Consider the following 22,794-nt stretch of genomic DNA (forward strand, 5'->3'; position numbering starts at 1 on the left):
GCTTAGCACGAGGTCTGGGTCGGGGCGACCTGCCGCTTGCGGTACGCGAGCGCGTAGGCCGCGGGCAAGAGGAGGAGCGTCAGCAGGGTCGAGCTCACGATGCCGCCGATGACCACCGTGGCGAGCGGCCTTTGAACTTCGGCGCCGGCGCCCGTGGCCAGCGCCATCGGCAAGAACCCTACGGAGGCGACGAGCGCCGTCGTCAGGACGGCCCGGAGCCGGCTCTCGGCTCCGTGCACGATGGCATCGACCAGAGTCGCCTCACCGAAGCGAAGCCGCTCGATGCTGGAGACGAGGACCAGTCCGTTTAGCACCGCGACGCCGAAGAGGGCGATGAACCCTACGCCGGCGGAGATGCTGAAGGGCATGTCGCGGAGCGCGAGCGCCACGACGCCACCGGTGACGGCCATGGGGACGCTCGCGAAGATCAACATCGCCGGTCTCAGCGAACCGAAGGTCGCCGTGAGGAGGACGAGGATGAGCGCGAGGGCGACGGGCACGACGACGATGAGTCGCGCCATCGCGTGCTGGAGGCGCTCGTATTCGCCGGCCCAGGCCACGCCGTAGCCCGACGGCAAGCGGAGCTCCTTGTCGAGCCGCGCGCGGGCCTCCTCCGCGAACGACGCCAAGTCACGACCGCGCACGTTGATTTGGACCGTCACGCGACGTTGGAGCCGTTCGCGGTTCACCTCGGACGGTCCCGGCGCGAGGTCGACGCGCGTCAACTGCCCGAGCGGGAGGAGCTCGCCCGTGGGGAGGCGCACCGGAACACGCGAGATGGCGTCGGGCGATTCGCGCGCCGAAGGCGCGAGGCGCACCTGAATCGCGTAGCGCTGCGGGCCGTCGACCACAGTGCCGACCTCGATGCCGCCAATGGCCGCGACCGTCGCCAAGACCGCGTCGACCGACAGGCCGTGCCGCGCGATGGCCGCGCGGTCGACCTCCACCGTCAAGACGTTGAGGCCCGCGACCTGGTCCGCGCGAACGTCCTTGGCGCCGGGCACGTCCTTGAGGATGCGCACCGAGTCGTCGGCCGCGAGCTTGAGCGCCGCCAGGTCGTTGCCGTAGATGTGCACGGCGAGATCCGAGGAAATGCCCGCGAGCAAATCGTTCGTGTTCATCTCGATGGGCTGCGAGTACGAGAGCCCGATGGCCGGCACCTGTTCGCGAAGCGCTTTGTCGACGACCTGGATGAACTCCTCGCGCGTGGCGGCGCTCTTCCACTGGCTGCGGGGCTTCAGGAGCACGTAGACGTCGGTCATGTTGATGCCCATCGGGTCGATGGCAATCTCGGCGCGTCCGGTGCGGCAGACGACGCCGGTGACCTCGGGGATCTTGAGGAGCGCCGTCTCGACCTGCTTGGTCTGCACGAGCGACTGTTCGAGGGAGACCGACGGCAAACGAATCGACGGAATGACGAGCGTGCCTTCGTCGAGCTTCGGCAGAAACTCTCGCCCCAAGGTCGTCGCCAGCCCCACGGCGGCGATGAACGACGCGGCCGCCAGCGCGCTCGTCACGCGGGGCCACGAGAGGACGCCGCGGAGCACCGGCGCGTAGACCTTCTCGGCGCCACGGATGAGCGGGCTGTGCCGGTCCCGCGCGTTCCGGTCCAGCACCAACGACGCGAGCGCGGGTACGAGCGTCACCGAGAGCACGAAGGCAGCGCCGAGCGCGAAGAGGACCGTGAGCGCCATGGGACGGAACATGCGTCCCTCGACGCTCGCGAGCGCCAAGATGGGAACGTAGACGAGCGCGATGATGGCTTCGCCGAAGAGCGTCGCGCTCCGCACCTCGCGGGCCGCGCCGACGACGACGTCCTGCCGCTCCATGTCGGTGAGCTTGCGACCCAGGAGCGTCCGTCGCTCTGCGAGGCGACGCTGCGCGTTTTCGACGATGATGATGGCGCCGTCGACCACGAGTCCGAAGTCGATGGCGCCGAGCGACAAGAGGTTGCCGGAGACGCCGAAGGCCCACATGCCGACGAAGACGCCGAGCAGCGCGAAGGGGATGGCGATGGCCACGACGGCGCCGGCACGGAAGCTCGCGAGGGTGACGAGCAAGATCACGATGACGAGCGCGATGGCTTCGGCGAGGTTCGTACCTACCGTGTGGATGGTCCGCTCCACGAGCTCGGTGCGGTCGTAGTAGACGTCGATGGAGACGCCCTCCGGCAGCGTCTTTCGCAGCTCATCCAAGGCCGCCTTCGTGCGAACGACGACGTCGTGTGAGTTTGCTCCGCGGCGCATGAGCACCACGCCCACGACCGTCTCGCCGCGTCCGTCCCGCGTCGCGGCGCCGTAGCGAACCTTGGCCGCGTAGTGCGCTCTGCCGACGTCGCGGACGAAGAGAGGCGCCCGGTCGGGACGCGTCTCGATGACGACGTTCTCCAGGTCTTCGGGCGTCCTGAGGCGCCCCTCGCCGCGCACCGTGACGTTCTCGCGGCCTTGCACGATGTAAGCGCCGCCGACGGCCGAGTGGTTTCGATCGATGGCCTCGGCCACCTCGCGGACTCCAACCTTGGCGGCGGTAAGCCGCGCGGCGTCGACCTCCAGCTCGAGCGTCTTGCCCTCGCCGCCGAAGGCGTTGACCTCCACGACGCCGTCGACCATGCGCAAGCGCGGAGAGATGGACCAATCGAGCAGCGTGCGTCGGTCCATGAGCGAGACCTTGTCGCTCTTGACCTCGAAGTGGAGCACTTCGCCGAGACCGCTCGAGAGGGGACCCAGTTGAGGCTCACCGAAGGCCTCGGGGATTGCCGCTCTCGCTTGCGGGAGACGTTCGGCGACGAGCTGCCGCGCAAAGTAGATGTCGACGTCGTCGTCGAAGACCATCGTCACGACGGAGATGCCGGGGCGGGAGATGCTCCGGAGCTCGGCGAGGCCCGGCGTTCCCGCCATGACGGTCTCGATGGGGAACGAGACGTTGGTCTCTACATCGACGGGGCCGAGCGCCTCGGCGCGCGTGATGACCTGGACCTGCGTGTTGGTGACGTCGGGGACCGCGTCGATGGGCACACGCGACGCCGCGAAGGCGGCGACCAAGACGAAGAGCGCCGACATCAGGAAGACGAGACCGCGGGCTCGCACCGACAGCGCGAGCAGCCGGTCGAGGGGCGACTCCTTCGCGGACTCCTTGGCGGGGGCCCGCGCCGCCTCAGGCTCGCGCCCGGGTCCTTCCGGCGGCACGGACGCGTCCGGCTCCGTCAATCGTTTTCCCCCATTTGCGAGCGCAAGGCTTCGCTCTTGAGCACGAAGGTCCCTTCGATGGCGATGCTCTCGTCGGCAGCGAGGCCCCTCTTGATTTCGACGTCGCCGTCGACCTCGCCGCCGCGGACCACAGGGCGCAGGTCGAACTTGCCGCCGCCCTTGTCGAGGAACACAAACGGCTGACCGTCGATGGTCTGCACGGCCTCCTTCGGGACGACGATCATCATCGGCGCCGCGCCTCCGTCGCCGCCTTGGATCGTGCCGCTGCCGAAGACGTGAGCCGTCGCGCTCATGCCGGGCCGGAGGAGGCCATCAGGGTTGTCGAGCACAACGCGTGCGGAGACGGCGCGCCGCACGGGGTCGACGGTGCCTGCGACGTAGTCGACGGTGCCGCGGAACTCACGCTCCGGGTACGCGACGACGCGCGCCCGCGCTTCGTCGCCCACGTGCACGCGTGAGAGGTCGCGCTCGTAGACGTCGACGACGAGCCAAACCTTGTCGATCTCGCCGACGACGAAGAGCGTGTCGGCCGCGCTCACGGCTTGGCCGATGCGCGCGTTGACGTCGAGGACGAGCCCGCCGAGCGGCGTCTTCAGCGCCGTCCCCGTCGACGGCCGACTCGCTCGGCCTTCGGTCGCCGCGTTGAGATCTTCTGCTCGAACGCCGACGGCGGAGAGTCGCTCCGCGGCGGCTCGCTTCTCGAGCAGCGCGAGATCCGTCTGCGTCTCGGCGGCCAAGACCGATTGGCCCGTCGTGAGACCCCCGTCGGCGAGGCGCCTTTGTCGCTCGCGCTCGCGAGCGGCGAACTCGACCTTCACCTGCGACGTCAGGTAGTCGGCGCGCGCGCGGCGAACCTCCACGCTGTCGACGGTCGCGAGAATCGCCCCCGGCGTCACGCGCTGCCCAGGATCGACGCGGATCTGCACGATGCGGCCCTCGATGATGGGGCCCACCTTCGCGACGCGGTTGGGCACGAACTCGAGCATGCCCGTCACCGTGACGTGCGTGCGGAAGGCGACGCTGCGTGGCTTGCCGGTGCGAATGGCGGCGGCGTCGAGGATCCCGGCCCCGAGCACGATGTCGGCCTCCGCCTTGGTCTTCGTCTCGGCCGCCGGCGCTTCCTTCTTGCGGCAAGTCGCGGTGCCCGAAACCAGGGCGCCAAGGACCACCGCGGCAGCAAGCGGATTGCGGAGCCGGCCCATGGCCGAAACTATAGCGTCTGCGACCGAGAGAGCGGTACCTTGCGGCACCCCATGCCGAGAACGCCGCGAAAGGATCGGGACCGACCGGTGCGCCGGCTTCCACTTATGCAAGTGCTGTCGGTCGCGATTGCGCTTGTGCTGGGGGTCGTCATTGTCGCCGGCAAGGTGTCGGCGCAATCGGGACGCGGCAAGGGCGTCACGCTCGCTCAGGGCCCGCAGGAGAGCAGCGTGAACGCCAAGGGCGAGGACAAGGCGGGCGCCAAGCCTGACGCGCCCAAAGCCGAGGCGCCCGCGAAAGCCGAAAAGAGCGCGAAAGACGGCGCGAAGAAGGGCGCGGCGGATCCGAAGGAGAAGGCCGGCGCGGTCAAGGAGCCGCCGGCGCCCAAGGACGACGGCGCGAAGAGCGACGCGAAAGCCAGTGGAGGGGCGGAGCCGCCGCCTTCCGACAAGCCCTCCGACAAGCCCTCCGACAAGCCCGAGGAGGGCATCGACTACGCCACCGTTCAAACCGACGACGACTTCCCGAAGGACATCTCGGAAGAGGAGAAGGCGGCCATCGGCACGGGCAACGTGCCGATCCACAGGGAGGGCCCGTTTCGTTCCCCGTTCGCGCACCCCAAGTTTGGCGGGCCCGCGACTGCGAAGGTGGGTCTCGTCCTCGCCACAGTTCGCGAATACGACATTCAGCACGGCTCGTTCCAGGCTGACTTCTTCGTCTCCCTTACGAGCGACAAGCCCATGGGGGTCGTGACGCTCACGTTTCCGAACGCCACGGAGATCAATCAAACGGTGCTCGCCGACACGCCGACCTTTAGGCTCCTCCGTTGCGGCGCGAAGTTCGAGAGCCCGGTGGACCTTCGCAGGTACCCCTTCGACACGCAGGACCTCGTCATCGAGATGGAAGACCAGCGCGCCGGCGTCGACCAGCTCATCTTCGAGCCGCACAAGGAGCGCACCAGCCTCGACGAAGGCTTCGAGCTGCCCGGCTGGTCCGTCGCGGGCATCGGCGCACGCGCCTACAAGCATCGCTACCCGCCGCGCTTCGATCGCGACGACCTCTACGTGTCGCGCTACAAGTTCACGCTCTCGATCGATCGCTTCGTCACGTCGGCGGCCTTCAGCGTCTTCGTGCCCGCGTACATCATCGTGCTCATCTCGCTCTTCGGCTTGTGGGTCCCGCCGCAAGAGCTGGAGGTTCGCAGCAACGCCGGAGCGCCCATGCTCGCGGCCGCCGTCTTCTTCCACTACTCGCTCACGCAGGCGTTACCGGCCACCGGCTATCTGACCCGCGCCGACAAGCTCATGCTGGGCGTGTACGTGGCGCTCCTGCTGAACATGGCGACGACGTGGTTCTTCATGATCGTGAAGGAAGACGACGTCGACCGTTGGTTCCGAATCTTCCGCGCGTGGGTGCCGCCGATCACGGCCGGCCTCATGGCGCTCGTCAGCATTCTCTGAAGTGGAGGCGTCGTGATTCGAAAAGTCATCCTGGGCGCGTTGGGGCTCACGCTCGTGATCGGCGCGTTTTTCGCCGGCTACGTGCTGGGTCAGGCGAAGCTCGAGCGCGAGTGGCGCCTGCCGCCCATGGTGCTCACCGAGGCGCAGGTCTCGAAGCTCAGGGCCGACGACGCCAACCCGGTGCCGCCGCCCGGCACGAAAGTCTTGGTGGCCATGCCTCTCGAACGCGCGCGCCGTGCCGTAGCCGAGTTCACCGCAAAAGATCCCGTTCGCGTTACGCTCGGGTCTGTCGGCCGCGGTGACGAGGGCGCGGAGATGTCGCTCGTCGTGAAGAGCGATGTGCCGTGCGCCATCACCTCGCTCGAGGGAACGGCCTACGGCTTTGATAGCTGGGGCCGTTCGGCGCGGCTCAACAGGGGCGGCGAGCATTTCGTGGGCTTCGGCAAGAAGCTCGAAGGCAAAGACGAGATCGCCGCCAAGGCGCCGAAGGCGATCTTGAGTTGGCCGATGCGGCACGTCGAGGCTGCGTCGATCGCGCTCGCGCAGGTCGACCGGTACAGCTGCGCCGACGGAACCAAGTGGCAGCGGAACTAAGCGACGAGAATCACCGCACGGGAGCGACACCATCATGATGCACGGTGCCATCGAGAACATTCTTCAGGGGGTCGGCAACACGCCGATCGTTCGCCTCAACCGCGTGACGCAAGGGCTCGCGGCGGAGATCTACGTCAAGCTCGAGTACCTGAACCCCGGCGGCAGCCACAAAGATCGCCTCGCGTGGAACCTCGTGCGCCGCGCCGAAGAAAACGGCCTCAAACCCGGCGGCACGATCATCGAGGCCACGAGCGGCAACACCGGCGCGTCGCTCGCCCTCATCGCGACGGTGCGCGGCTACAAGTGCATCTTCGTCATGCCCGACAAGATGAGCCAGGAGAAGATCTCGTACCTGCGTGCCTTCGGCGCCAAGGTCGTGGTCTGCCCCACGGCCGTCGAGGCGGAAGATCCGCGCAGCTACTATCAAGTCGCCAAGCGTCTCGCCAACGAGACGCCCAACAGCTTCTACGCGAACCAGTACCACAACCCGGCCAACCCGGAGGCGCACTACCTGTCGACGGGCCCGGAGATCTGGCGCCAGACCAACGGTGACTTTGACATCTTCATGGCGGGCATGGGCACCGGAGGCACGCTGAGCGGCGCCGGCAAGTTTCTTCGCGAGAAGATGCCCAACCTCCGCATCGTCGGCGTCGATCCCGTGGGCTCGCTCTACTACGACTTCGTCAAGACGGGCCGCGTCACCAAGCCCTTCTCGTACAAGGTCGAAGGCATCGGCGAAGACTTCTTCCCCACGACCATGGACCTCAAGATCTTGGACGACATCGTCCGCGTCGACGACCGAGAGTGTTTCCTCATGACGCGCGACCTCACGCGCCTCGAGGGGCTCTTCGCCGGCGGCTCCGGCGGCGCCGCCGTGGCCGGCGCCATCAAGTACGCCCGTGAGCGCAACAAGAAGGAGAAGATCCTCGTCTTCCTCGCCGACGGAGGCATCAAATACCTGTCGAAGATCTTCAACGATGACTGGATGCGTGAGAACGGCTTCCTCGAGGAGTCGCCGGGCCTCGGCACCGTGCGCGACGTCATGGCGACGCACAAGCGCAAGCTCGTCACGGCGGCGCCGAAGTCGACCGTGCGCGAAGTCATCGACACGCTCAAGAGGGAAGGGATCAGCCAGCTCCCGCTCATCGAGGGCGGCCGGCTCGCTGGCATCGTGGCCGAGGTCGACCTCCTTCGGCACCTCGTGACAGGTCTAAAGACCCTCGACTCACCGGTCGGCGAGCTCGCCGAAGACGACTACGCCACGGTGACCCCCGACACCAAGATCGAGCTCCTGCAAGGCGTCCTCGCCGACGCGAAGAGTGCCATCGTGATGGAGAAGGACGACGTCGTGGGCATCGTGACCAAGATCGACCTCATCGACTTCCTGGCGCGGGGCGGCGAAGCGCCTCGCTCGAGCGCGCGCCCCAACGTCTAAAACCTCGCGGCGCAGTGCCCTAGGCTTCGGTGCCGCGTTCGGTGCCGTTACAGCTCGGTGATCGAGTCGCCGCCGGCGACGGTCGCGTCGCCGCGGGCCAGCCACGCGTAGAGCGCTGGCAAGATGACGAGCGTCAACGCGGTAGCCGTGACGAGGCCACCGATGACCACCGTGGCGAGGGGCCTCTGCACCTCCGCACCGGTACCGGTGGCGATGGCCATCGGTAGGAAGCCAATGGAGGCGACCACGGCGGTCGTGAGGACCGGCCGGAAGCGCTCCTCGCAAGCGGCGCGGACCGCGGAGAGCGGCGCGAGACCCTCCGCCGCGTTGCGCCGCGCGGCCGTCATGAGGACGACGCCGTTCAATGTGACGATGCCGAAGAGCGCGATGAACCCGACGGCCGCCGAGATGGAAAGGGGCAAGCCGCGGCTCGCCAGCGCGAGCACGCCGCCGCTCGCTGCGATGGGCACGTTCAAGAAGATCAGCGCCGCCGGCCGCACGCTCGCGAAGGCCAGGTAGAGGAGGGCGAAGATCACCGCGAGCGTCGCGGGGATAATGATGGCGAAGCGCGTGGCCGCGTGAATGAGGTTCTCGTATTGGCCGGTGACGGTGAAATACGTGCGTGGCGGCAGGTCCACCTTGGCGAGCCGGCGCCCGAGCTCGCGAACGAACGAGCCCAAGTCGCGGCCGCGGATGTTCGCTTCGACGAGCACGCGGCGCCGCGCGTGTTCGCGGCTGATTTGTGCCGGTCCCTCGTCGAGGCGGATGTCGCAGACGTCGCCGAGCGGCAAGACGCGCCCCTCCGAGAGCGATAGCGGCATGGCCTCGAGTGACGCGACGTCGGGCGGAGGCGGCGCGTCGAGGCGAATCGTCACCGCGAAGCGTCGCTCGCCCTCAACCAGCGTGCCCACGACGCGCCCGGCGCGAATGGCTTCGACGGCAGCGCGCACTTCTTCCGTCGACACGCCGAGGCGCCCCATCTTCTGCGGGTTCGGCAAAATCGTGAGCAGCGGCAGGCCCGACGTGGGCTCGACGCGAACGTCCTCGGCGCCAGGAATCTCGGAGAGCATGCGAGCGACGTCGCCGGCGATGTGCGTCAAGACGGGCAAGTCGTCGCCGAAGACCTTCACGCCCACGTCGCTCTTGAGGCCTCCAAGCAACTCCTGCACGCGCATCTCGATGGGCTGGGTGAAGCTGAACCCGGTGCCCGGAAGCTTCTTGCGGAGGGCCTCGTCGAAGACCGCCACGAGGCTTTCGCGATCGTGGGCTGTCGTCCACTCGCTCTGGGGCTTCAGGATCACGAAGACGTCGCTCTGCTCGATGCCCATGACGTCGGTGGCGACGTCGGGGCTGCCGGTGCGTGAGACGACGCGCGTCACCTCCGGGAACGCGCGCAGCGTCTTTTCGATGGTGAGCGTCCCTCGCACCGCTTCCGAGAGCGAGACACTCGGCGGCCTCGTGACCTGAATCGCGAGGTCGCCCTCTTCGAGGCGCGGAACGAACTCCGCGCCGCGCGTGGCCGCCGCGAAGGCGCCCAAGGCGATCAAGACGACGCTCGCCGCGGCGGCGAGCAGCGGCCGCGCGAGAAAGAGCTCGAGGACTGGCTGATAGACCCGGCGGAGCGCGCGCACGAGCATCGGGTCGCCGCTGCGGACGTTCTTTAGGAGCACGCTGGCGGCGACCGGGATCCACGTGAAGGAGAGGACGAGCGCGGTGCCGAGGGCGAAGAGCACCACGAAGGCCATGGGGCGGAACATCTTGCCTTCCACGCCCTCGAGGAAGAGCACCGGCACGTACACGAGCGCGACGATGAAGACGCCGAAGGCCAAGGGGCGACCGACGGCGTGGGCCTCCTGCGACAGCGCGGCCTGCGCCGAGAGCTTCTTCGCAGCCATGCGCGCCATCGCGCCTTCTACGATGACCACGGCACCATCGACGACCAAACCGAAGTCGATGGCGCCGAGGCTCATGAGATTGCCGCTGATCTTGAGCGCGTTCATGAGCAGGAACGCGCCGAGCATGGCGAAAGGGATCGCCGTGGCGACGACGAGCCCTGCGCGAATGTCACCGAGGAGCAAAAAGAGCACGACGATGACGATGACGCCGCCCTCCAAGAGCGAGCGCTTCACGGTGCCGAGGACTCGGTCGACGAGCGCGGCGCGATCGTAGAAGGGCTCGAGTACGACGCCCTTCGGGAGACGCTTCTTCACTTCATCGAGGCGCTCCTTGACCCGCGCGACGACCTCGCTCGCGTTTCCGCCGGCGACCATCTGCACCATCACGTAGATGGTCTCGCCCTCGCCGTCGGCGGTCGCCGCGGACGTGCGATACGCCTCGCCGTCGGTGACCGTCGCGACGTCTTTGACGAAGATCGGCACGCCGCCCTGACGCGTGCCCACGACCTGCCGCTCGACGTCTTGAATCGTGCGGTATTGCCCGTCGAAGCGCACGAGGATCTGCTCCTCGCGTCGCTCCAGCGCGCCGGCGCCGGCGCTCTGGCCTCCGCCGAGGAGGGCCGCTTCGACCTGCTTCTGACTGACGGCGAGGGCGCGCATGTCGGTGCCGCGCAGGCGCACCTCGACCTGCCGCGCGCCGCTCCCCCAGGGGTTGACCTCCACGACGCCCGGGATCGTGAGCAGCGCCGGCGCGAGGTCCCACTCGACGAGCGTTCGGAGCTCTCGTGCCGCGTGATCGGGCCACTTCAGGCTGAAGTGATAGACCTCGCCGAGCGCCGTCGTGAGGGGCCCGAGCTCGGGCCGTTCGGCCGACGCGGGAATGGCTTCGCGCGCCGATGCGAGGCGTTGAGAGACGAGTGAGCGCGCCTCGAGGAGGTTCGCGTCGTCGTTGAAGACGATGGTGACCGCCGAGACGCCGCTTCGCGAGACGCTCCGAATGGTCGTTGCGCCGGGCAAGCCGGCCATGGCGAGCTCGACGGGCCGGCTGACGAGGGCTTCGACCTCGAGCGGCGACAGGCCCGGCGCGTTGGTGAGCACCTGAACCTGAACGCTCGTGACATCGGGAACGGCGTCCACGGGCAGCTCGCGGTAGGCCTTCACCCCGAAGGCCGAGAGGAGCACGGCGAGGAGAACGATCACGAGGCGGCGCGCTAGGCACCACTCGACGATGGCCGCGATCACGGGTCCTACTTTCCCTCGAGCTCGGCGCGGAGCAGCTCACCCTTGAGGAGCAGCGCGCCGCTGATCACGATGCGCTCGCCCTCGGCGACGCCCGATTCGATGACGCTGTCGGCGCCGAAGGTCGAAGTGACGCGAACCGTGCGACGCTCGAAGTCGCCTTCGCGGCCCGCCACGGGAACGAAGAGTGAGGGCACTCCTTGGACGTCGACGACGGCGTCCGACGGCACGATGAGGGCCGGCGGACCGGCGTCTTCGCTCTCCATCGGAAAGGCGACGTCGACGTAGCCGCCCGGCGCGAGCCAGGTGCACGGGCCGTCGGGGGCCAGGCGAAGCGGCAGGGTGCGGGTCCCTTCCTCGATGGCGCCGAGCTCGCCGACGGCATGGGCGGCGCACTCCCGCGGACCGCCGGAAGGTGAACCGCCTCGTGAGCGAACGACCGCCCTGGCACCGGTCGATGGCTTAAGCGCGCCCTCCGGGACCTTCGCGATGATCGCAACCTCGCGGTCGGCGATGATCTTGAAGAGGGTTCGCTCAGGACTCACCGGGGCGCCGAGGATCGCGTCGTGCCGCGACACAACGCCCGGGATCGGCGCGCGGACGGGGACGCGCACCGAGATGGGGCCGTTCTCGCCGGCGCCTTCCGCTGGCTCTTGCCCGCCGAGGTTGAAGAGCAGGGTGCGTGCGGCGGCGAGGTCGGCGCGACCAATCTCCGCCTCTGCCTTGGCTTCATCGACGGCGTTCTTGCTCGTAGCGCCTTCACCTTGGAGCTCGAGCTGCCTCTTTAGCTTCTGCTGCGCGACGCGCGAGCGCGCCCGTGAGCGCAAGAGCTCGGCCGTTGCGCGGCCGACCTCGGGAGCGTCGACCCACGCGAGCACCTGGCCTCGCTTCACGCGAGCGCCTTCGCCTACCTCGAGCGACGTGACACGTCCCGCGACCAAGGCGCCCACGTCGGCTTCGCCGACCTCGCTGGAGCGGATCTCGCCGGCCACGCGCAGCTCGCGGCGAAAATGGCGACGCTCGACGCTCCCGAGCTTGACGCGGCCGCTCGTCAACAAGGCGCCGTCGATGTGGAGCGGAGCCTTGGCGGCGCCGGCCGGTTCGGAGCTCGCCTTTTGCGGCGGCGGCTCCTTCTTGCATGCGCTCACAAAGAGCGCCAGCGATGCCGTGACGATGGCCGCCGCTCGGCGCGCCCGCGGGGTCTTGTGCGTCGTCATGGGCTCCTCCCGATCTCTGCCGCGAGGGCCCCGGTCAAATACGCGAGCTGCGCGTCGGAGCGAACCACGGCGCCGGCGGCGCGAGCCATCTGCTCTTCGGCGCCGACGACCTTTTGTCGCGCGAGCAGCACCATGGCCACGTCTTGCGTGCCGACTTCGTACTCCTTCTTCGCGAGGCGGAGCGCCTCGCGGAGAGGCTCGATGGCTCGCGAGCGGAGCGCTTCTTTGACCTCGCGCCAATGTTCGCGATCGTGCAGCGCGAGGTTAACGTCACGCCGGAGCTCGGCGAGCGTTCGCGCTTCATGGGCGCGGAGCCCGTCTTCGCTTGCACGAAGGCGAGCCTGCTCGAAGCGCGACGGGTCGACGATGGCCAGCGGGAACCCGACGATGGCGCCGACGATCTGTTCGCCGGTGGCTTCGCGCGCGTAGCTGCCTCCGACCATCGCCGTTGGGCCGTGTTGCGCACGCGTGAGGAGGCCCTCGCGGGCCACGAGCTCGGTGCGAGCGCGCGCGGTCCGCATCGCCGGGTGTTCGCTGACGCTGGCGAGCGCGCTCTTGGCGTCGACGGCTCTGTCGTCGCTCGCGTAGAGATCGCCGCTCACGTCGACGGCGTCGCTCTCCGCCATGCCCAAGGCGTGTCGGAGGTCGACGAGCCTCTCGAAGAGCGTACCTTCCGCTTCAAGGACCAGCGCGTGGGCCGTGCCCACCTCGCCCGAGGCCAGGGCGAGCTCGCGCGGCTGGCCGACGCCAGACGCGACGCGTGCTTTCGTGCTCGCGGCGACGGCCTCCGCTTGCGCCAGCGCTAGCGTGCGAAGGCGAAGCACGTCTTTGGCTTCGAGCGCAGACGCCCATGCGAGGACACCGCGTAGCGCGGCCCCGAGGCGAGCTTGTTGCACGTCTGCGTGAACCGCTTCGCGGAGCTGCGCCGCCGCTTGCCTGCGCGCATCGCCCAAGCCGCGAAGTGCCACGTCCTGCGTGAGGTTGACAGACAACTCGGGGCCGACGACGGGCGCCCTGGCGCGGTATCCAGCGAAGACCGTCAGGGCGGGGGCCCTCAAGAACGGGCCAGCCATCTCCTCGGCTTGCGCTGCCGACGCGCGTGGCGCCAAGGCGGTGGCCACGCCGGGGCCCGCGGCGGCGCCTCGCGTGAGCGCCACGCGACGATCAATCAACGCCGCGGCCGGCGGATCATGGGCCGTGTGGGGAGGCGCCTGCGCTGAGGACGCCTTCGGCCACGCAGCAGCCGTCAACGTGAAGCAGGAAAGGGCGATGGTCGACGCCTTCATGAGGACTCGCTCGGCCCCCCCGGCGCGCCTGATGACGCAGCGTGAGTGTAGCGCCGACCGTCGTCGCCGGCTCGCATTGGGATCGGCTTCATCAACCGGTGCAGTATCGCACACTCGGGCCGGCGGACGCCGAGCCGCCACGGCCGCCAGCCACCCCCGCCCGCCACCCCCCCCGCCCGCCACGAGGGCAGCGTTCGGGCGTGGATCGACGCGCGGGGCATTGTTGGCTGGACCCCGCCAGTCGCCCCCTGCGCAACTCGCGCACCGGCGATGCCGGGGCCAATTTTGCCACCTTTTTGGGGGAACGACTTGCGCACCCGCCCTTGGTGCGACCGTTGCTGAGTGTCCGGTGAACCCCGACGGCGGCCAAGGCCAGGCGGGCGAGGAGATTCCCATGCTTCCCTCATCTTCCGAGACACCGTCCGTTCTGCCCCCGAACTTCCCCAAGGGCACCCAGCGCATACGTTGCCGCGCCGTCGCCCCGGGCTTGCTTGGCTACGTGATTCAGTTCGAGCCGGGAGCTCCGTACCGACGTCCGCTCGTCGTGGAAGATCGCTTCGAAGTCGCGGTGCTCCTTCATGGACGCGGCACGTACGAGTCGGAGGCGCGCGGCGCCCACGTGCTCGAGAGCGATCAGCTCTATTCCTACAACCCCGGCGAGCTGCACACCGACTCACGGGTCTCGAGCGACGAGCGCGGCGTGCTCGTCGGCTTTCGCATCACCGACCCGACGGCCTTTGGTTGGAGCGAACACCCCGTCGCCGGGGCGCTCCGCCACAATGATCCGCGCCTGGTCCTCGCGGCCCGATCGTTCGCCGACGCGGCCCTCAGCAGGGCGCCGCTCGATCACGACGCCATCGTGACCGCCGTGATGCAGTTCGTCGAACGCGAGACCTCCCCGATGTGCGTTGACCCGCTCGAGAAGGCGCGCCGCCTCATCGAATCAGAGCACGTGTCGCAGCTTTACGTCGCGCATCTCGCCGAGGCCGCATGCATGTTGCCGGAGACCTTCACGCGGGCGTTCCGCCGCCGATTTCACACAACGCCGATCGACTACCGACTGCGCGTCCGTCTCCGAGCGGGACGACAGCTCCTCCTGGCGCGGCCTGATCTGACGGTCACCGGCGCCGCGCTGCAAGTAGGGTTCGAGAGCACGCGTTTCTTTCGGATGGCGCTCCGAGGCCGTGGGCACATGTCGCCGCAAGAGCTCCGTGCGCTCTACGCAGAGGTCGAAGGGCTGCCGGTGCCCGAGACGGCGCGAAGGGCCGCGAGCGAGCTCCAGTCGGTAGGCTAACGTTGCGCGTTGGCCTGCCGCGTGCGACTCAGCGCTACGGACAGCCGCCGGCGACGTTCACGTTCTGCGCCGACAGCGCCTCGACGGTCGGCACCCATGGGACGCTCGGAGAGGGCTCGAACTGAAGGCGCGCCGCGATGGAAAGCGAACAGGGATACTTGCCGGCCTGGCCGCGATCGGCAGAGAAGGTGACGCGCCCTTGTCCGTTCACGGGGCCAAGGTTTGCGCCCTTTGGGGTCGGCAGGGTGCCCGTGCTCGTCACGCTGCAGTCGGCGGGATCGTTCGTCGCTTCGGCGCCGTCGACGCCCCACTCGCTCGGGACGTCGAGGCCGTAGCGCGAGCCGAGGCGCGCGACGAGCGTGAGTCTCACGCACAGAGAACGCGCCTCGTCCTTCTTGAGCACTGCGACCTTTGCGGGGTCGCCTGGCAAGGCGAAGGCGAGGATCTCTCCGCCGCCGGGCAAGCAGGCGCGCGCCTTGTCAACGTCGGTGCCACCGGCCTGGGCTTCGCACGCGTTGCAGTAGATCTTGCCGTCGCACCCGCACACGGCGGGGCAATCGGTGGCGCAGTTGGGGGGCCGCACTGTGCACGTGCCCCGCTGGCCGTCTTTGCCGCAGGAGCCCACGAGCTCGTAGGCGCACCACTCGTTGCCCGCGCACAGCGCGGCGCCGGCGCCGCAGATGATGCGCGTCCCGCCGCTGTCGGTGCCGGCGTCCACAGTGGCGGGGTTGGTCGTCGTCTCGTCGCTGGTGCAGGCAACACCGAGGCCGACAGCGATAACGACGCCGGCGGACACGAGGGAACGGCGAACGAGCGAGTTGAAGGATGCAAGAGCAGACATCGTCGGTGGTTCTTTTCTCGAAGCGCGAGGTAGAGGTGCGGATCAGTTGCGAGCCATAAACGGACAGACGGACACGAGCGTTTTGAACGGCCGCCGACTGCAGGCGAAGCCCGTCGCTTGCCCGTAAGACTTTTCGTCGCTGCACTCCTGCGACTTCTCGTAGCTGCCCTCGTTGTTCGTTTCGAGGGGGCGCTTGCAGTCGCCGATCTGAAAGATGTCCCACGAGTAGCGGCCGCGCGTGTCCCACTGGTGGACCACGCGCACCGGGACGAAGTCGCCTTCATCGTACTTGGCCATGCAGGCGGCGAAGTCTTTGCCGCCGCGGACCATCTGGAACTGATCGCCGGGGCACGGATCCCACTCAAGCTCGAGGTCGACGAGCGTCGGCGCGCCCTTGTCGTCGGTATCGACCACCGTGCGCTTCACGATCTGGCAGACGGACTCGAACTGCTCATCCTTGCGGCTGCACCCCAAGAGCGAGCCGACCGCGAGCAAGGTGAGGAGGTGGACCAGGCGCAAGACCGAGCGAGGTTACGACGGCGCTCGGTCGTTTGGAAGGGGACGGCGGAACGGGCGGTTCTAACCGAGAATGTCGACGTACACCTGCGGCCGGGTCGCCTCGGCCGCGCCCATCCGCTCGAGGTGCGCGAGGCCCGCGAGGACGGTCCCCTCGTCCCACGCGTCGCCGACGAGCTGAAAGCCAATGGGAAGACCGGCGGCGGTCTTGCCGACGGGGGCCGTGCCCGCCGGCAGGCCCGTCAGGTTCGCGAGAAACGCGTAGCGGCACGCTCGCGCCAGCGCGTGGCCGTCAATGAAGCCGCTGGCCATCTCCTGCGCCGTGACGGCCGGTGCCGCGTCGGCGGTCGTCGGCAGCGCCAAGAGGTCGATGTCTCGGAAGGCGTGGGCGACCTCCGCACGAAGGCCCGTGCGGAGCCGTTGGGCGTCGAGAAATTCGGTGGAAGATACACACGACAGCGCCGCGAATGACACTTGGACGTCGTGCCCCATCAGGTGGCCAAGCCGCTGGTAGTCGCGGGCGTTCAGCGCGAGGGCCTCGGGGCCGATGTTGAGCGCGCCGATGCCAATGGCAAAACGCAACAGCTCGAGGCGCACGGGAACAAGGACCGCGCCTTCGCGCTCGAGGGCGCGAAGGGCCTCTCGTCCGCCGGCGGCCATCTCGGAGGAGGCGTCGGCCCACTCGCGCTCCTCGACGCCGACGCGCAGGCCTCGAACACCGCGACGAAGCGCGGCGCTGAGCGCCCGCTTGTCGATGGCGGGAGCGACGAACGTCTCCGGGTCCTCCGCGTCGCTGTGACCGATGCGCTCGAGGACGCCGGCGAGATCGACCGCGCTCGATGCGAGGGGACCGACGTGGGACATGCTCCCGCTGGCGAAGGTGCCACGCCGACTGACTCTTCCCCAAGTGGGCTTGAGGCCGAAGACGCCGTTCCACGCCGCGGGAATGCGCACCGACCCGCCGCCGTCGACGCCGAGCGCGAAGGGCACGAGACCGGTGGCGACGGCGACGCCGGAGCCCGTGGAGGAGCCGCCGGCCAGGTGTCCCGGCGCGTGCGGATTGCGCGGCATGGTCCGGAGGGCGTTCTGCCCGAGCGGCGACATCCCGTATTCGGTCATGGGCGTCGTGCCGAGAATGATGGCGCCGGCGGCGCGCAGCGCCTCCACGCAGGCCGCGTCCTGGCTCGCCGGCAGGTCGCTCAGGACCCTCGTACCGTTCTGGTGCAGCAGACCGGCGACGGCGCTCTGTTCCTTGATGGCGCAGGGCACTCCGTCGAAGGGCCCGAGCGTCGCCTTCGTTCGCCACCGCTCCGTCGAGGCCGCTGCCGCGCGCGTGGCCACGTCTTCGTCGCGTTGAAGCAAGACCGCGTGGGTCGGCGTGCGTGACTCGAGGTCGCGCGCTTTCTCGAAGCACCGTCGCACGACCTCACTCGGCGTGAGGTCGCCCCGCCCGTAGGCTTCTCCAATCTTCATCACCGTAGGGGCCCAGCCGCCGGCTGGCAGCGGCAGGTCGGCGGGGCCCGAGCGCGGCGGTCGTCCCGCCAGCGGCGTCAAGTTATGCAGCAGGCCTCCGCGCAGCCCCTCCGGGAGAGCCAAGAGCTCGTCTCCGCGGACGTCCTTTCGCAGGGCTCGATAGATGGAGTATGCGCCTCCGCGCGTGCGCGCAGCCCGCGCGAGGGTACGAAGCGGAACACCGGAGATGCGCGGGACAGGCATGACCTCCGATTTCGGCGACATCGCTCTCGGCGTCAATCGCGCGCGGCGCGGCTCGGCTTTGGCCGGGCGTGCCGAACGACCGCCCGCTATTCGGACGGTCGTCCGCCGACGCCCCTTTCGCAACTCGCAAGACGGGCGCTATAACCGTCCCCATGACGAACGTCGTGCCGGCCCACGTGTCGACCGCCATCACCGAAGGTATCCGCGTCACCGTCGAGTCGACGTACGTGGCGGAGCAGTCCTCGCCCCGCGAGCACCGCTACGTCTTCGCGTACACGGTCCGCATCGTCAACGAGGGCACGGGCGACGTGCAACTCCGCAGTCGCCACTGGATCATCACCGATGGCGCGGGCAAGGTCGACGAGGTGCGAGGTCCCGGTGTCGTGGGCAAGCAGCCGCGGCTCCAGCCTGGTGAGCGCTTCGAGTACACGAGCGGCTGCGTCCTTGAGACGCCGCGCGGCCAGATGAAGGGCAGCTACCAAATGGAGGGCGCCGACGGCCGCGGCTTCGACGCGAACATCGCGCCCTTCCTCTTGAGCCTCCCGCTCACCCTGAACTAGCCCGGCACACGAGCGCCATGGACGAGTCAAAGTATCGCGACCTCGCGGAAGTTGCGTTCCGCCGCATCGAGGACGCCCTCAAGGACGTCGACCCGGACGTCGTCGAGTGCGAGCGAACGCAAGGCGACGTCCTCACGCTGACCTTCTCGGGCCGACGCCGTTGCGTCATCAACACGCAGCGCCCCACGCAGCAGATCTGGGTCGCCGCCAACGCGCGCGCCTGGCACTTCTCGTTCGACGAGGCTAGCGGCGCGTGGTGCGAAGCGAAGAGCGGTTCGAGCGAGCTCTTCGCGACGCTCCAAGCGATCGTGAAGGAGAGCGCGTCGCTGGATCTGTCGATCTAGTCGGGCGTCGATCTAGAGCGAGTACTTCGTCGCGCGCTTGTCACCGTGTTTGGTGATCTCGCCGGCGTCGCGGAGCTCCTTGAGCGGCTTTGCGAGCTTGTCGGCGGGCACGGATAGCGCGTCGGCGATGGACTTCGCTGCGATGGGGCGCCCTGCGTCGCGGATCGTCGCAAGGGCCCGCTCTTTCAAATCGCTGCCGCCAGGCGCGCTGGCCCGACGCTGCGGGGGCTTGCCCACGACCGAGGTAGTGGGTCTCCGAGGCTTGGACGGCTCGGCCCCCAAGGCCGCGACCTCCGCAATCGAAACACTCCGAATGATTTCCACGAGTTTTAAGACAAACTGCCGCGTGGCCGCTTCAATCTCTTCCTCCAGGCGCGAGCGTCCCATCGAGTCCGTCTCCTCCCCGTCGTTCGGGCGGTCGTTCGGGGCCATGCTCAGGCCGCGAGCGTGATACCGCAAGAAAACACTGAAAACGGCTTCCGCCAAGCGGCGCTCGCACACTCTCACGCGCACGTGAGCGTTAGTCCTTGACCCCCCGCGAGCATGCCGCTACGGATTCAGAGTCGATCCTGCACGTCAGACTTGCGCGTCTGACTCCTCTGCTTCAGGGCGACCCGCCCCATGACCGTACGACTCCCCCTCGCGCCTCCGTCTGCTCCAGTTCCTTGGAGTCCGCGGACTTGCTTGCGCCCGCGGGGTCGCCGGGCCAGGGCCGGCTCGACAAGGCCGACCGTCTTATGCGGGTGGGCGATCTGGCGACCGCCAGCGGGAAGACGGTACGGGCCATCCACCTGTACGAGGAGCTGGAGCTTCTGACCCCGGCGGCCCGCTCAAAGGGGCGCTACCGCCTCTACAACGACGAAGCGCTCGTGCGCATCCGCTGGATTGGCAAGCTCCAGGAGATGGGCTTCAGCCTCACGGAGATTCAGACCATCGTGAAAGAGTGGGAGCGCTCAAGCTCCGCACCTCGCGCGATGGTGCAAGTTCGCGAACTCTACAAGAAGAAGCTCGACGAGACGCGCGACGCGATGCGCCGCATGCGCGCCCTCGAGCACGACCTCCAAGCGAGCCTGACCTACCTCGACACTTGCGAGGTCTGCGATCCCGACCGCCTGCTCTCCGCCTGCAAGGCCTGTGACCAACACGAATGCGACGCGCGCGTCCCTGATCTCGTGGCGGGCCTTCAAGCCAGCTAGCGCGTGCTTTCGACTTCCGAGGAACTCATGACCATCAAGTTTCCGATCTTCATGGACAACCACTCAACGACGCCGGTCGACCGCCGCGTGGTTGACGAGATGCTCCCCTATTTCACGGAAGTCTTCGGCAACGCCGCGAGCCGCAACCATCCCTTCGGCTGGGCCGCCGAAGAGGCCGTCGACGTCGCCCGCGAGCGTGTCGCAAAGCTCATCGGCGCGCAAAGCGAAAAGGAGATCGTCTTCACCTCCGGCGCCACGGAATCGAACAACCTCGCCATCAAGGGCGTCGCCGAGTTCTACAAGGACAAGGGCAACCACATCATCACCACGGTCATCGAGCACAAGGCCGTGCTCGACACCTGCAAGCGCCTCGAGAAGCAGGGCTTCCAGGTGACCTACCTCCCCGTCGCGAAAGACGGTCGCGTCGATCCCGACGACATCAAGAAGGCCATCACCGACAAGACGATCCTCGTGTCCGTGATGCTCGCGAACAACGAGATCGGCACCGTGGAGCCGCTCGCCGAGATCGGCCGCATCACCCGCGAGCGCGGCGTGCTCCTTCACACCGACGCAGTGCAGGGCGTCGGCAAGGTCGACTTCGACGTGCAAGCGATGAACGTCGATCTCGCGTCCATCACGGCCCACAAGATGTACGGCCCCAAGGGCGTGGGCGCGCTCTACGTCCGCCGCGCGAAGCCGCGCGTCAGGCTCGTCGCCCAAATGGACGGCGGCGGCCATGAGCGAGGCAACCGCTCCGGCACGCTCAACGTTCCCGGCATCGTTGGCTTCGGCAAGGCCGCGGAGATCATGCGCACCGAAGGGCGCGAGGAGTCCGCGAAGATCCTCGCGCTCCGCGAGCGCCTCCGCACGCGGCTTCAGGGCGCCCTCGAAGAGGCCTTCGTCAACGGCTCTATGGACCATCGGCTGCCCGGTAACCTCAACCTCTCCTTCGCCTTCGTCGAGGGTGAGGCGCTCATGATGGCCATCAAGGACGTCGCCGTGAGCTCCGGTTCCGCGTGCACCTCTGCGAGCCTCGAGCCCAGCTACGTCCTGCGGGCGCTCGGCGTCGGAGACGAGCTCGCGCACTCGAGCATTCGCTTCGGCATCGGTCGCTTCAACACGACCGAAGAGGTCGACTACGTCGCCGACCTCGTCATCGCCAAGGTGCAGAAGCTCCGCGACGTCTCGCCGCTCTACGAAATGTTCAAAGAAGGCATCGACCTAAAGAGCGTTGCCTGGGTCGCCCACTGACGGGCGAGCGACGAGATTCCTCCGCTCCACGAAGCCCCCGGCCCGCAAGGCCCCGGGCCAGCAAGAAAGACGAGATTGCCATGGCGTACAGCGAAAAAGTGGTCGAGCACACAGAGAACCCCCGCAACGTGGGCACCCTCGACAAGGCCGACCCGACCGTAGGGACGGGCCTCGTGGGCGCGCCCGCTTGCGGCGACGTGATGCGACTGCAGATCCGCGTCGGCGAAGGCGGCGTCATCGAGGACGCCAAGTTCAAGACCTTCGGTTGCGGTTCGGCCATCGCGTCGTCGTCGCTGGCGACGGAGTGGATCAAAGGCCGCACCATCGACGAGGCGGAGACCATCAAGAACGTAGACATCGTGACGGAGCTGAACCTCCCGCCCGTGAAGATCCACTGCTCGGTGCTCGCGGAGGACGCCATCAAGGCCGCCATCGCTGACTACCGCGCGAAGCAAGCCGCCGCCCGAGCCGCCTCCGCGCCCCGCGGCGAATCGCCCCGCACGGAAGCGAGCGAGACGAGGTGATGACCGTGAGCCAAGTTGCCCAAACGCCTTCCGACGTGCCGCTCTCCGTCCGTGGCGGCGCAGACGTCGTCGTGCCCGCGTCGACGTCGACGCCCACCTCGACGGCGGCGCCGCCGTCGCGCGGCAGCATCACCGTGACGCCCGGCGCGGTCTCCGCGATTCGCAAGCAAATCCAGAAGCGCGGTCGGGCCGAGACGGCGCTTCGCGTCGGCATCCGCGGCGGCGGGTGCTCTGGCTTCTCTTACGTCATCGAATTCCACGACGGGGCACCGCGCCCGAAGGACGTCATCTTCGACTACGACGACGTTCGCGTGCTCGTGGACCCGAAGAGCCTGCTCTACCTCAACGGCTCCACCCTCGATTGGGAGCAGACGCTGATGCGACAGGGCTTCAAATTCGTGAACCCCAACGAGAAGTCGAGCTGCGGCTGCGGCCATTCTTTTACCGTCTGAGCGCTCGGAGCGCGTTGTCATGGACCCTTTTGCTCTCCTCGGCATCGAGCGTCGCTTCGACGTGGACCTCCGGGCCGTGGAGCGGGCGCACCGGCACCTCTCGTGCGTCGTGCATCCGGACCGGCAAGGGAGCGAGCCGCCGGGCGCGCGCGCCGAAGCGCTCGGACGGACGGCATCGCTCAACGAGGCCATGCGCATCGTGCGAGACCCCTTGCGACGGGCCGAGACGCTCCTCTCGCTGGCTGGCGCCGCGCGCGACGGCGAAGGGCCCATGGAGCAGTCCTTTCTAGCGAGCATGCTGGAGCTGCGCGAAGCGCTCGAAGACGCCAAAGACGCGCGGAACCTGTCCCGCGTGCGCGCCCTCGCCGAGACGGTTCTTGCGCGCGCCGAAGCCACGAAGGCGGAGCTCACGCAAGCGTTCCGCGGAGCCGATGAGAAGCCGGCCATGCTCGACGTCGCGCGCGCGCGGCTCGCCGAGCTGCGCTTCTTCATGCGGTTTGCCGAGGAGGCGAGCCTCGCCGAAGACGTGTTGTCGGAAGGTGGCGGCGCGCCGCTGGAAGGATGAGGC

20 protein-coding genes are annotated in these 22,794 nt (G+C 68.3%); 11 read left to right on the top strand and 9 right to left on the bottom strand.

Annotated features, from left to right (window positions below; all coding sequences use genetic code 11):
• Window positions 1-2: 2 nt before the first annotated feature.
• Both IPG50_33110 and IPG50_33115 read right to left on the bottom strand, forming a co-directional pair.
• Entirely contained in the window at window positions 3-3,185 is a 3,183-nt protein-coding gene (locus IPG50_33110) for an efflux RND transporter permease subunit (GenBank protein MBK6696988.1), read from the bottom strand.
• A gap of 17 nt (window positions 3,186-3,202) precedes the next feature.
• Window positions 3,203-4,408: an efflux RND transporter periplasmic adaptor subunit gene (locus IPG50_33115; GenBank protein MBK6696989.1), complete on the bottom strand. Its 1,206-nt coding sequence runs from the start codon at window positions 4,406-4,408 to the stop codon at window positions 3,203-3,205.
• A 105-nt stretch (window positions 4,409-4,513) separates the two neighbouring features.
• Here IPG50_33115 and IPG50_33120 point away from each other — a divergent pair, with 105 nt between their 5' ends.
• Genes IPG50_33120 through IPG50_33130 form a run of 3 tightly spaced genes read left to right on the top strand, consistent with a single transcriptional unit; the run spans window position 4,514 to window position 7,895 of the window.
• The gene (locus tag IPG50_33120) at window positions 4,514-5,866 is read left to right on the top strand and encodes a hypothetical protein (GenBank protein MBK6696990.1); all 1,353 of its coding nucleotides are present in this window, start codon (window positions 4,514-4,516) and stop codon (window positions 5,864-5,866) included.
• Window positions 5,867-5,878: 12 nt separating this feature from the next.
• Entirely contained in the window at window positions 5,879-6,460 is a 582-nt protein-coding gene (locus IPG50_33125) for a hypothetical protein (GenBank protein MBK6696991.1), read from the top strand.
• A 34-nt stretch (window positions 6,461-6,494) separates the two neighbouring features.
• Window positions 6,495-7,895: a pyridoxal-phosphate dependent enzyme gene (locus IPG50_33130; GenBank protein ID MBK6696992.1), complete on the top strand. Its 1,401-nt coding sequence runs from the start codon at window positions 6,495-6,497 to the stop codon at window positions 7,893-7,895.
• 47 nt (window positions 7,896-7,942) lie between these two features.
• On the opposite strand, the gene IPG50_33135 is transcribed toward IPG50_33130, so the two are convergent.
• The 3 genes from IPG50_33135 to IPG50_33145 are packed head-to-tail and all read right to left on the bottom strand — an operon-like array spanning window position 7,943 to window position 13,532.
• Window positions 7,943-11,029 carry an efflux RND transporter permease subunit gene (locus IPG50_33135; GenBank protein MBK6696993.1) on the bottom strand — a complete coding sequence of 1,029 codons (3,087 nt, stop codon included), beginning with the start codon at window positions 11,027-11,029 and terminating at the stop codon, window positions 7,943-7,945.
• Between the two features lie 8 nt (window positions 11,030-11,037).
• Window positions 11,038-12,246, bottom strand: a complete 1,209-nt coding sequence (locus IPG50_33140) for an efflux RND transporter periplasmic adaptor subunit (protein MBK6696994.1) — start codon at window positions 12,244-12,246, stop codon at window positions 11,038-11,040.
• Window positions 12,243-13,532: a TolC family protein gene (locus IPG50_33145; protein MBK6696995.1), complete on the bottom strand. Its 1,290-nt coding sequence runs from the start codon at window positions 13,530-13,532 to the stop codon at window positions 12,243-12,245. The genes IPG50_33140 and IPG50_33145 overlap by 4 nt, the downstream gene beginning before the upstream one ends.
• 394 nt (window positions 13,533-13,926) lie before the next feature.
• Between IPG50_33145 and IPG50_33150 the strand changes: the two genes are divergently transcribed.
• Window positions 13,927-14,826: an AraC family transcriptional regulator gene (locus IPG50_33150; GenBank protein MBK6696996.1), complete on the top strand. Its 900-nt coding sequence runs from the start codon at window positions 13,927-13,929 to the stop codon at window positions 14,824-14,826.
• A 34-nt stretch (window positions 14,827-14,860) separates the two neighbouring features.
• On the opposite strand, the gene IPG50_33155 is transcribed toward IPG50_33150, so the two are convergent.
• From IPG50_33155 to IPG50_33165, 3 genes are read right to left on the bottom strand one after another with little or no spacing between them, the layout of a single operon-like run.
• On the bottom strand, window positions 14,861-15,667 hold the full coding sequence (locus tag IPG50_33155) for a hypothetical protein (GenBank protein ID MBK6696997.1): 807 nt from the start codon (window positions 15,665-15,667) through the stop codon (window positions 14,861-14,863).
• A 42-nt stretch (window positions 15,668-15,709) separates the two neighbouring features.
• Window positions 15,710-16,186 (bottom strand): hypothetical protein, encoded by a 477-nt coding sequence (locus IPG50_33160; protein MBK6696998.1) that lies wholly within the window; start codon window positions 16,184-16,186, stop codon window positions 15,710-15,712.
• A 60-nt stretch (window positions 16,187-16,246) separates the two neighbouring features.
• Window positions 16,247-17,920, bottom strand: a complete 1,674-nt coding sequence (locus IPG50_33165) for an amidase (protein ID MBK6696999.1) — start codon at window positions 17,918-17,920, stop codon at window positions 16,247-16,249.
• 131 nt (window positions 17,921-18,051) lie between these two features.
• Between IPG50_33165 and apaG the strand changes: the two genes are divergently transcribed.
• Entirely contained in the window at window positions 18,052-18,459 is a 408-nt protein-coding gene (apaG, locus tag IPG50_33170) for a Co2+/Mg2+ efflux protein ApaG (protein ID MBK6697000.1), read from the top strand.
• 17 nt (window positions 18,460-18,476) lie between these two features.
• A complete protein-coding gene (gene cyaY / locus IPG50_33175; protein MBK6697001.1) occupies window positions 18,477-18,803 on the top strand; it encodes an iron donor protein CyaY in 327 nt (108 codons plus the stop codon).
• Window positions 18,804-18,815: 12 nt separating this feature from the next.
• Here the strand turns inward: cyaY and IPG50_33180 are convergent, their stop codons facing one another.
• Complete coding sequence (locus IPG50_33180; GenBank protein ID MBK6697002.1) at window positions 18,816-19,040, bottom strand: hypothetical protein; 225 nt, start codon at window positions 19,038-19,040, stop codon at window positions 18,816-18,818.
• A gap of 506 nt (window positions 19,041-19,546) precedes the next feature.
• Here IPG50_33180 and IPG50_33185 point away from each other — a divergent pair.
• The 5 genes from IPG50_33185 (at window position 19,547) to hscB (ending at window position 22,791) form a co-directional block, all read left to right on the top strand.
• On the top strand, window positions 19,547-19,999 hold the full coding sequence (locus IPG50_33185) for a MerR family transcriptional regulator (GenBank protein ID MBK6697003.1): 453 nt from the start codon (window positions 19,547-19,549) through the stop codon (window positions 19,997-19,999).
• 33 nt (window positions 20,000-20,032) lie between these two features.
• On the top strand, window positions 20,033-21,250 hold the full coding sequence (locus tag IPG50_33190) for an IscS subfamily cysteine desulfurase (GenBank protein MBK6697004.1): 1,218 nt from the start codon (window positions 20,033-20,035) through the stop codon (window positions 21,248-21,250).
• 80 nt (window positions 21,251-21,330) lie between these two features.
• Window positions 21,331-21,774, top strand: a complete 444-nt coding sequence (gene iscU, locus IPG50_33195; GenBank protein ID MBK6697005.1) for a Fe-S cluster assembly scaffold IscU — start codon at window positions 21,331-21,333, stop codon at window positions 21,772-21,774.
• On the top strand, window positions 21,774-22,226 hold the full coding sequence (locus IPG50_33200; protein ID MBK6697006.1) for an iron-sulfur cluster assembly accessory protein: 453 nt from the start codon (window positions 21,774-21,776) through the stop codon (window positions 22,224-22,226). Before iscU ends, IPG50_33200 begins: the two co-directional genes overlap by 1 nt.
• A 19-nt stretch (window positions 22,227-22,245) precedes the next feature.
• Window positions 22,246-22,791: a Fe-S protein assembly co-chaperone HscB gene (gene hscB / locus IPG50_33205; GenBank protein ID MBK6697007.1), complete on the top strand. Its 546-nt coding sequence runs from the start codon at window positions 22,246-22,248 to the stop codon at window positions 22,789-22,791.
• Window positions 22,792-22,794 lie beyond the last annotated feature (3 nt).

The sequence above is a fragment of the Myxococcales bacterium genome (assembly GCA_016703425.1).
GTDB lineage: Bacteria > Myxococcota_A > Polyangia > Polyangiales > Polyangiaceae > JADJCA01.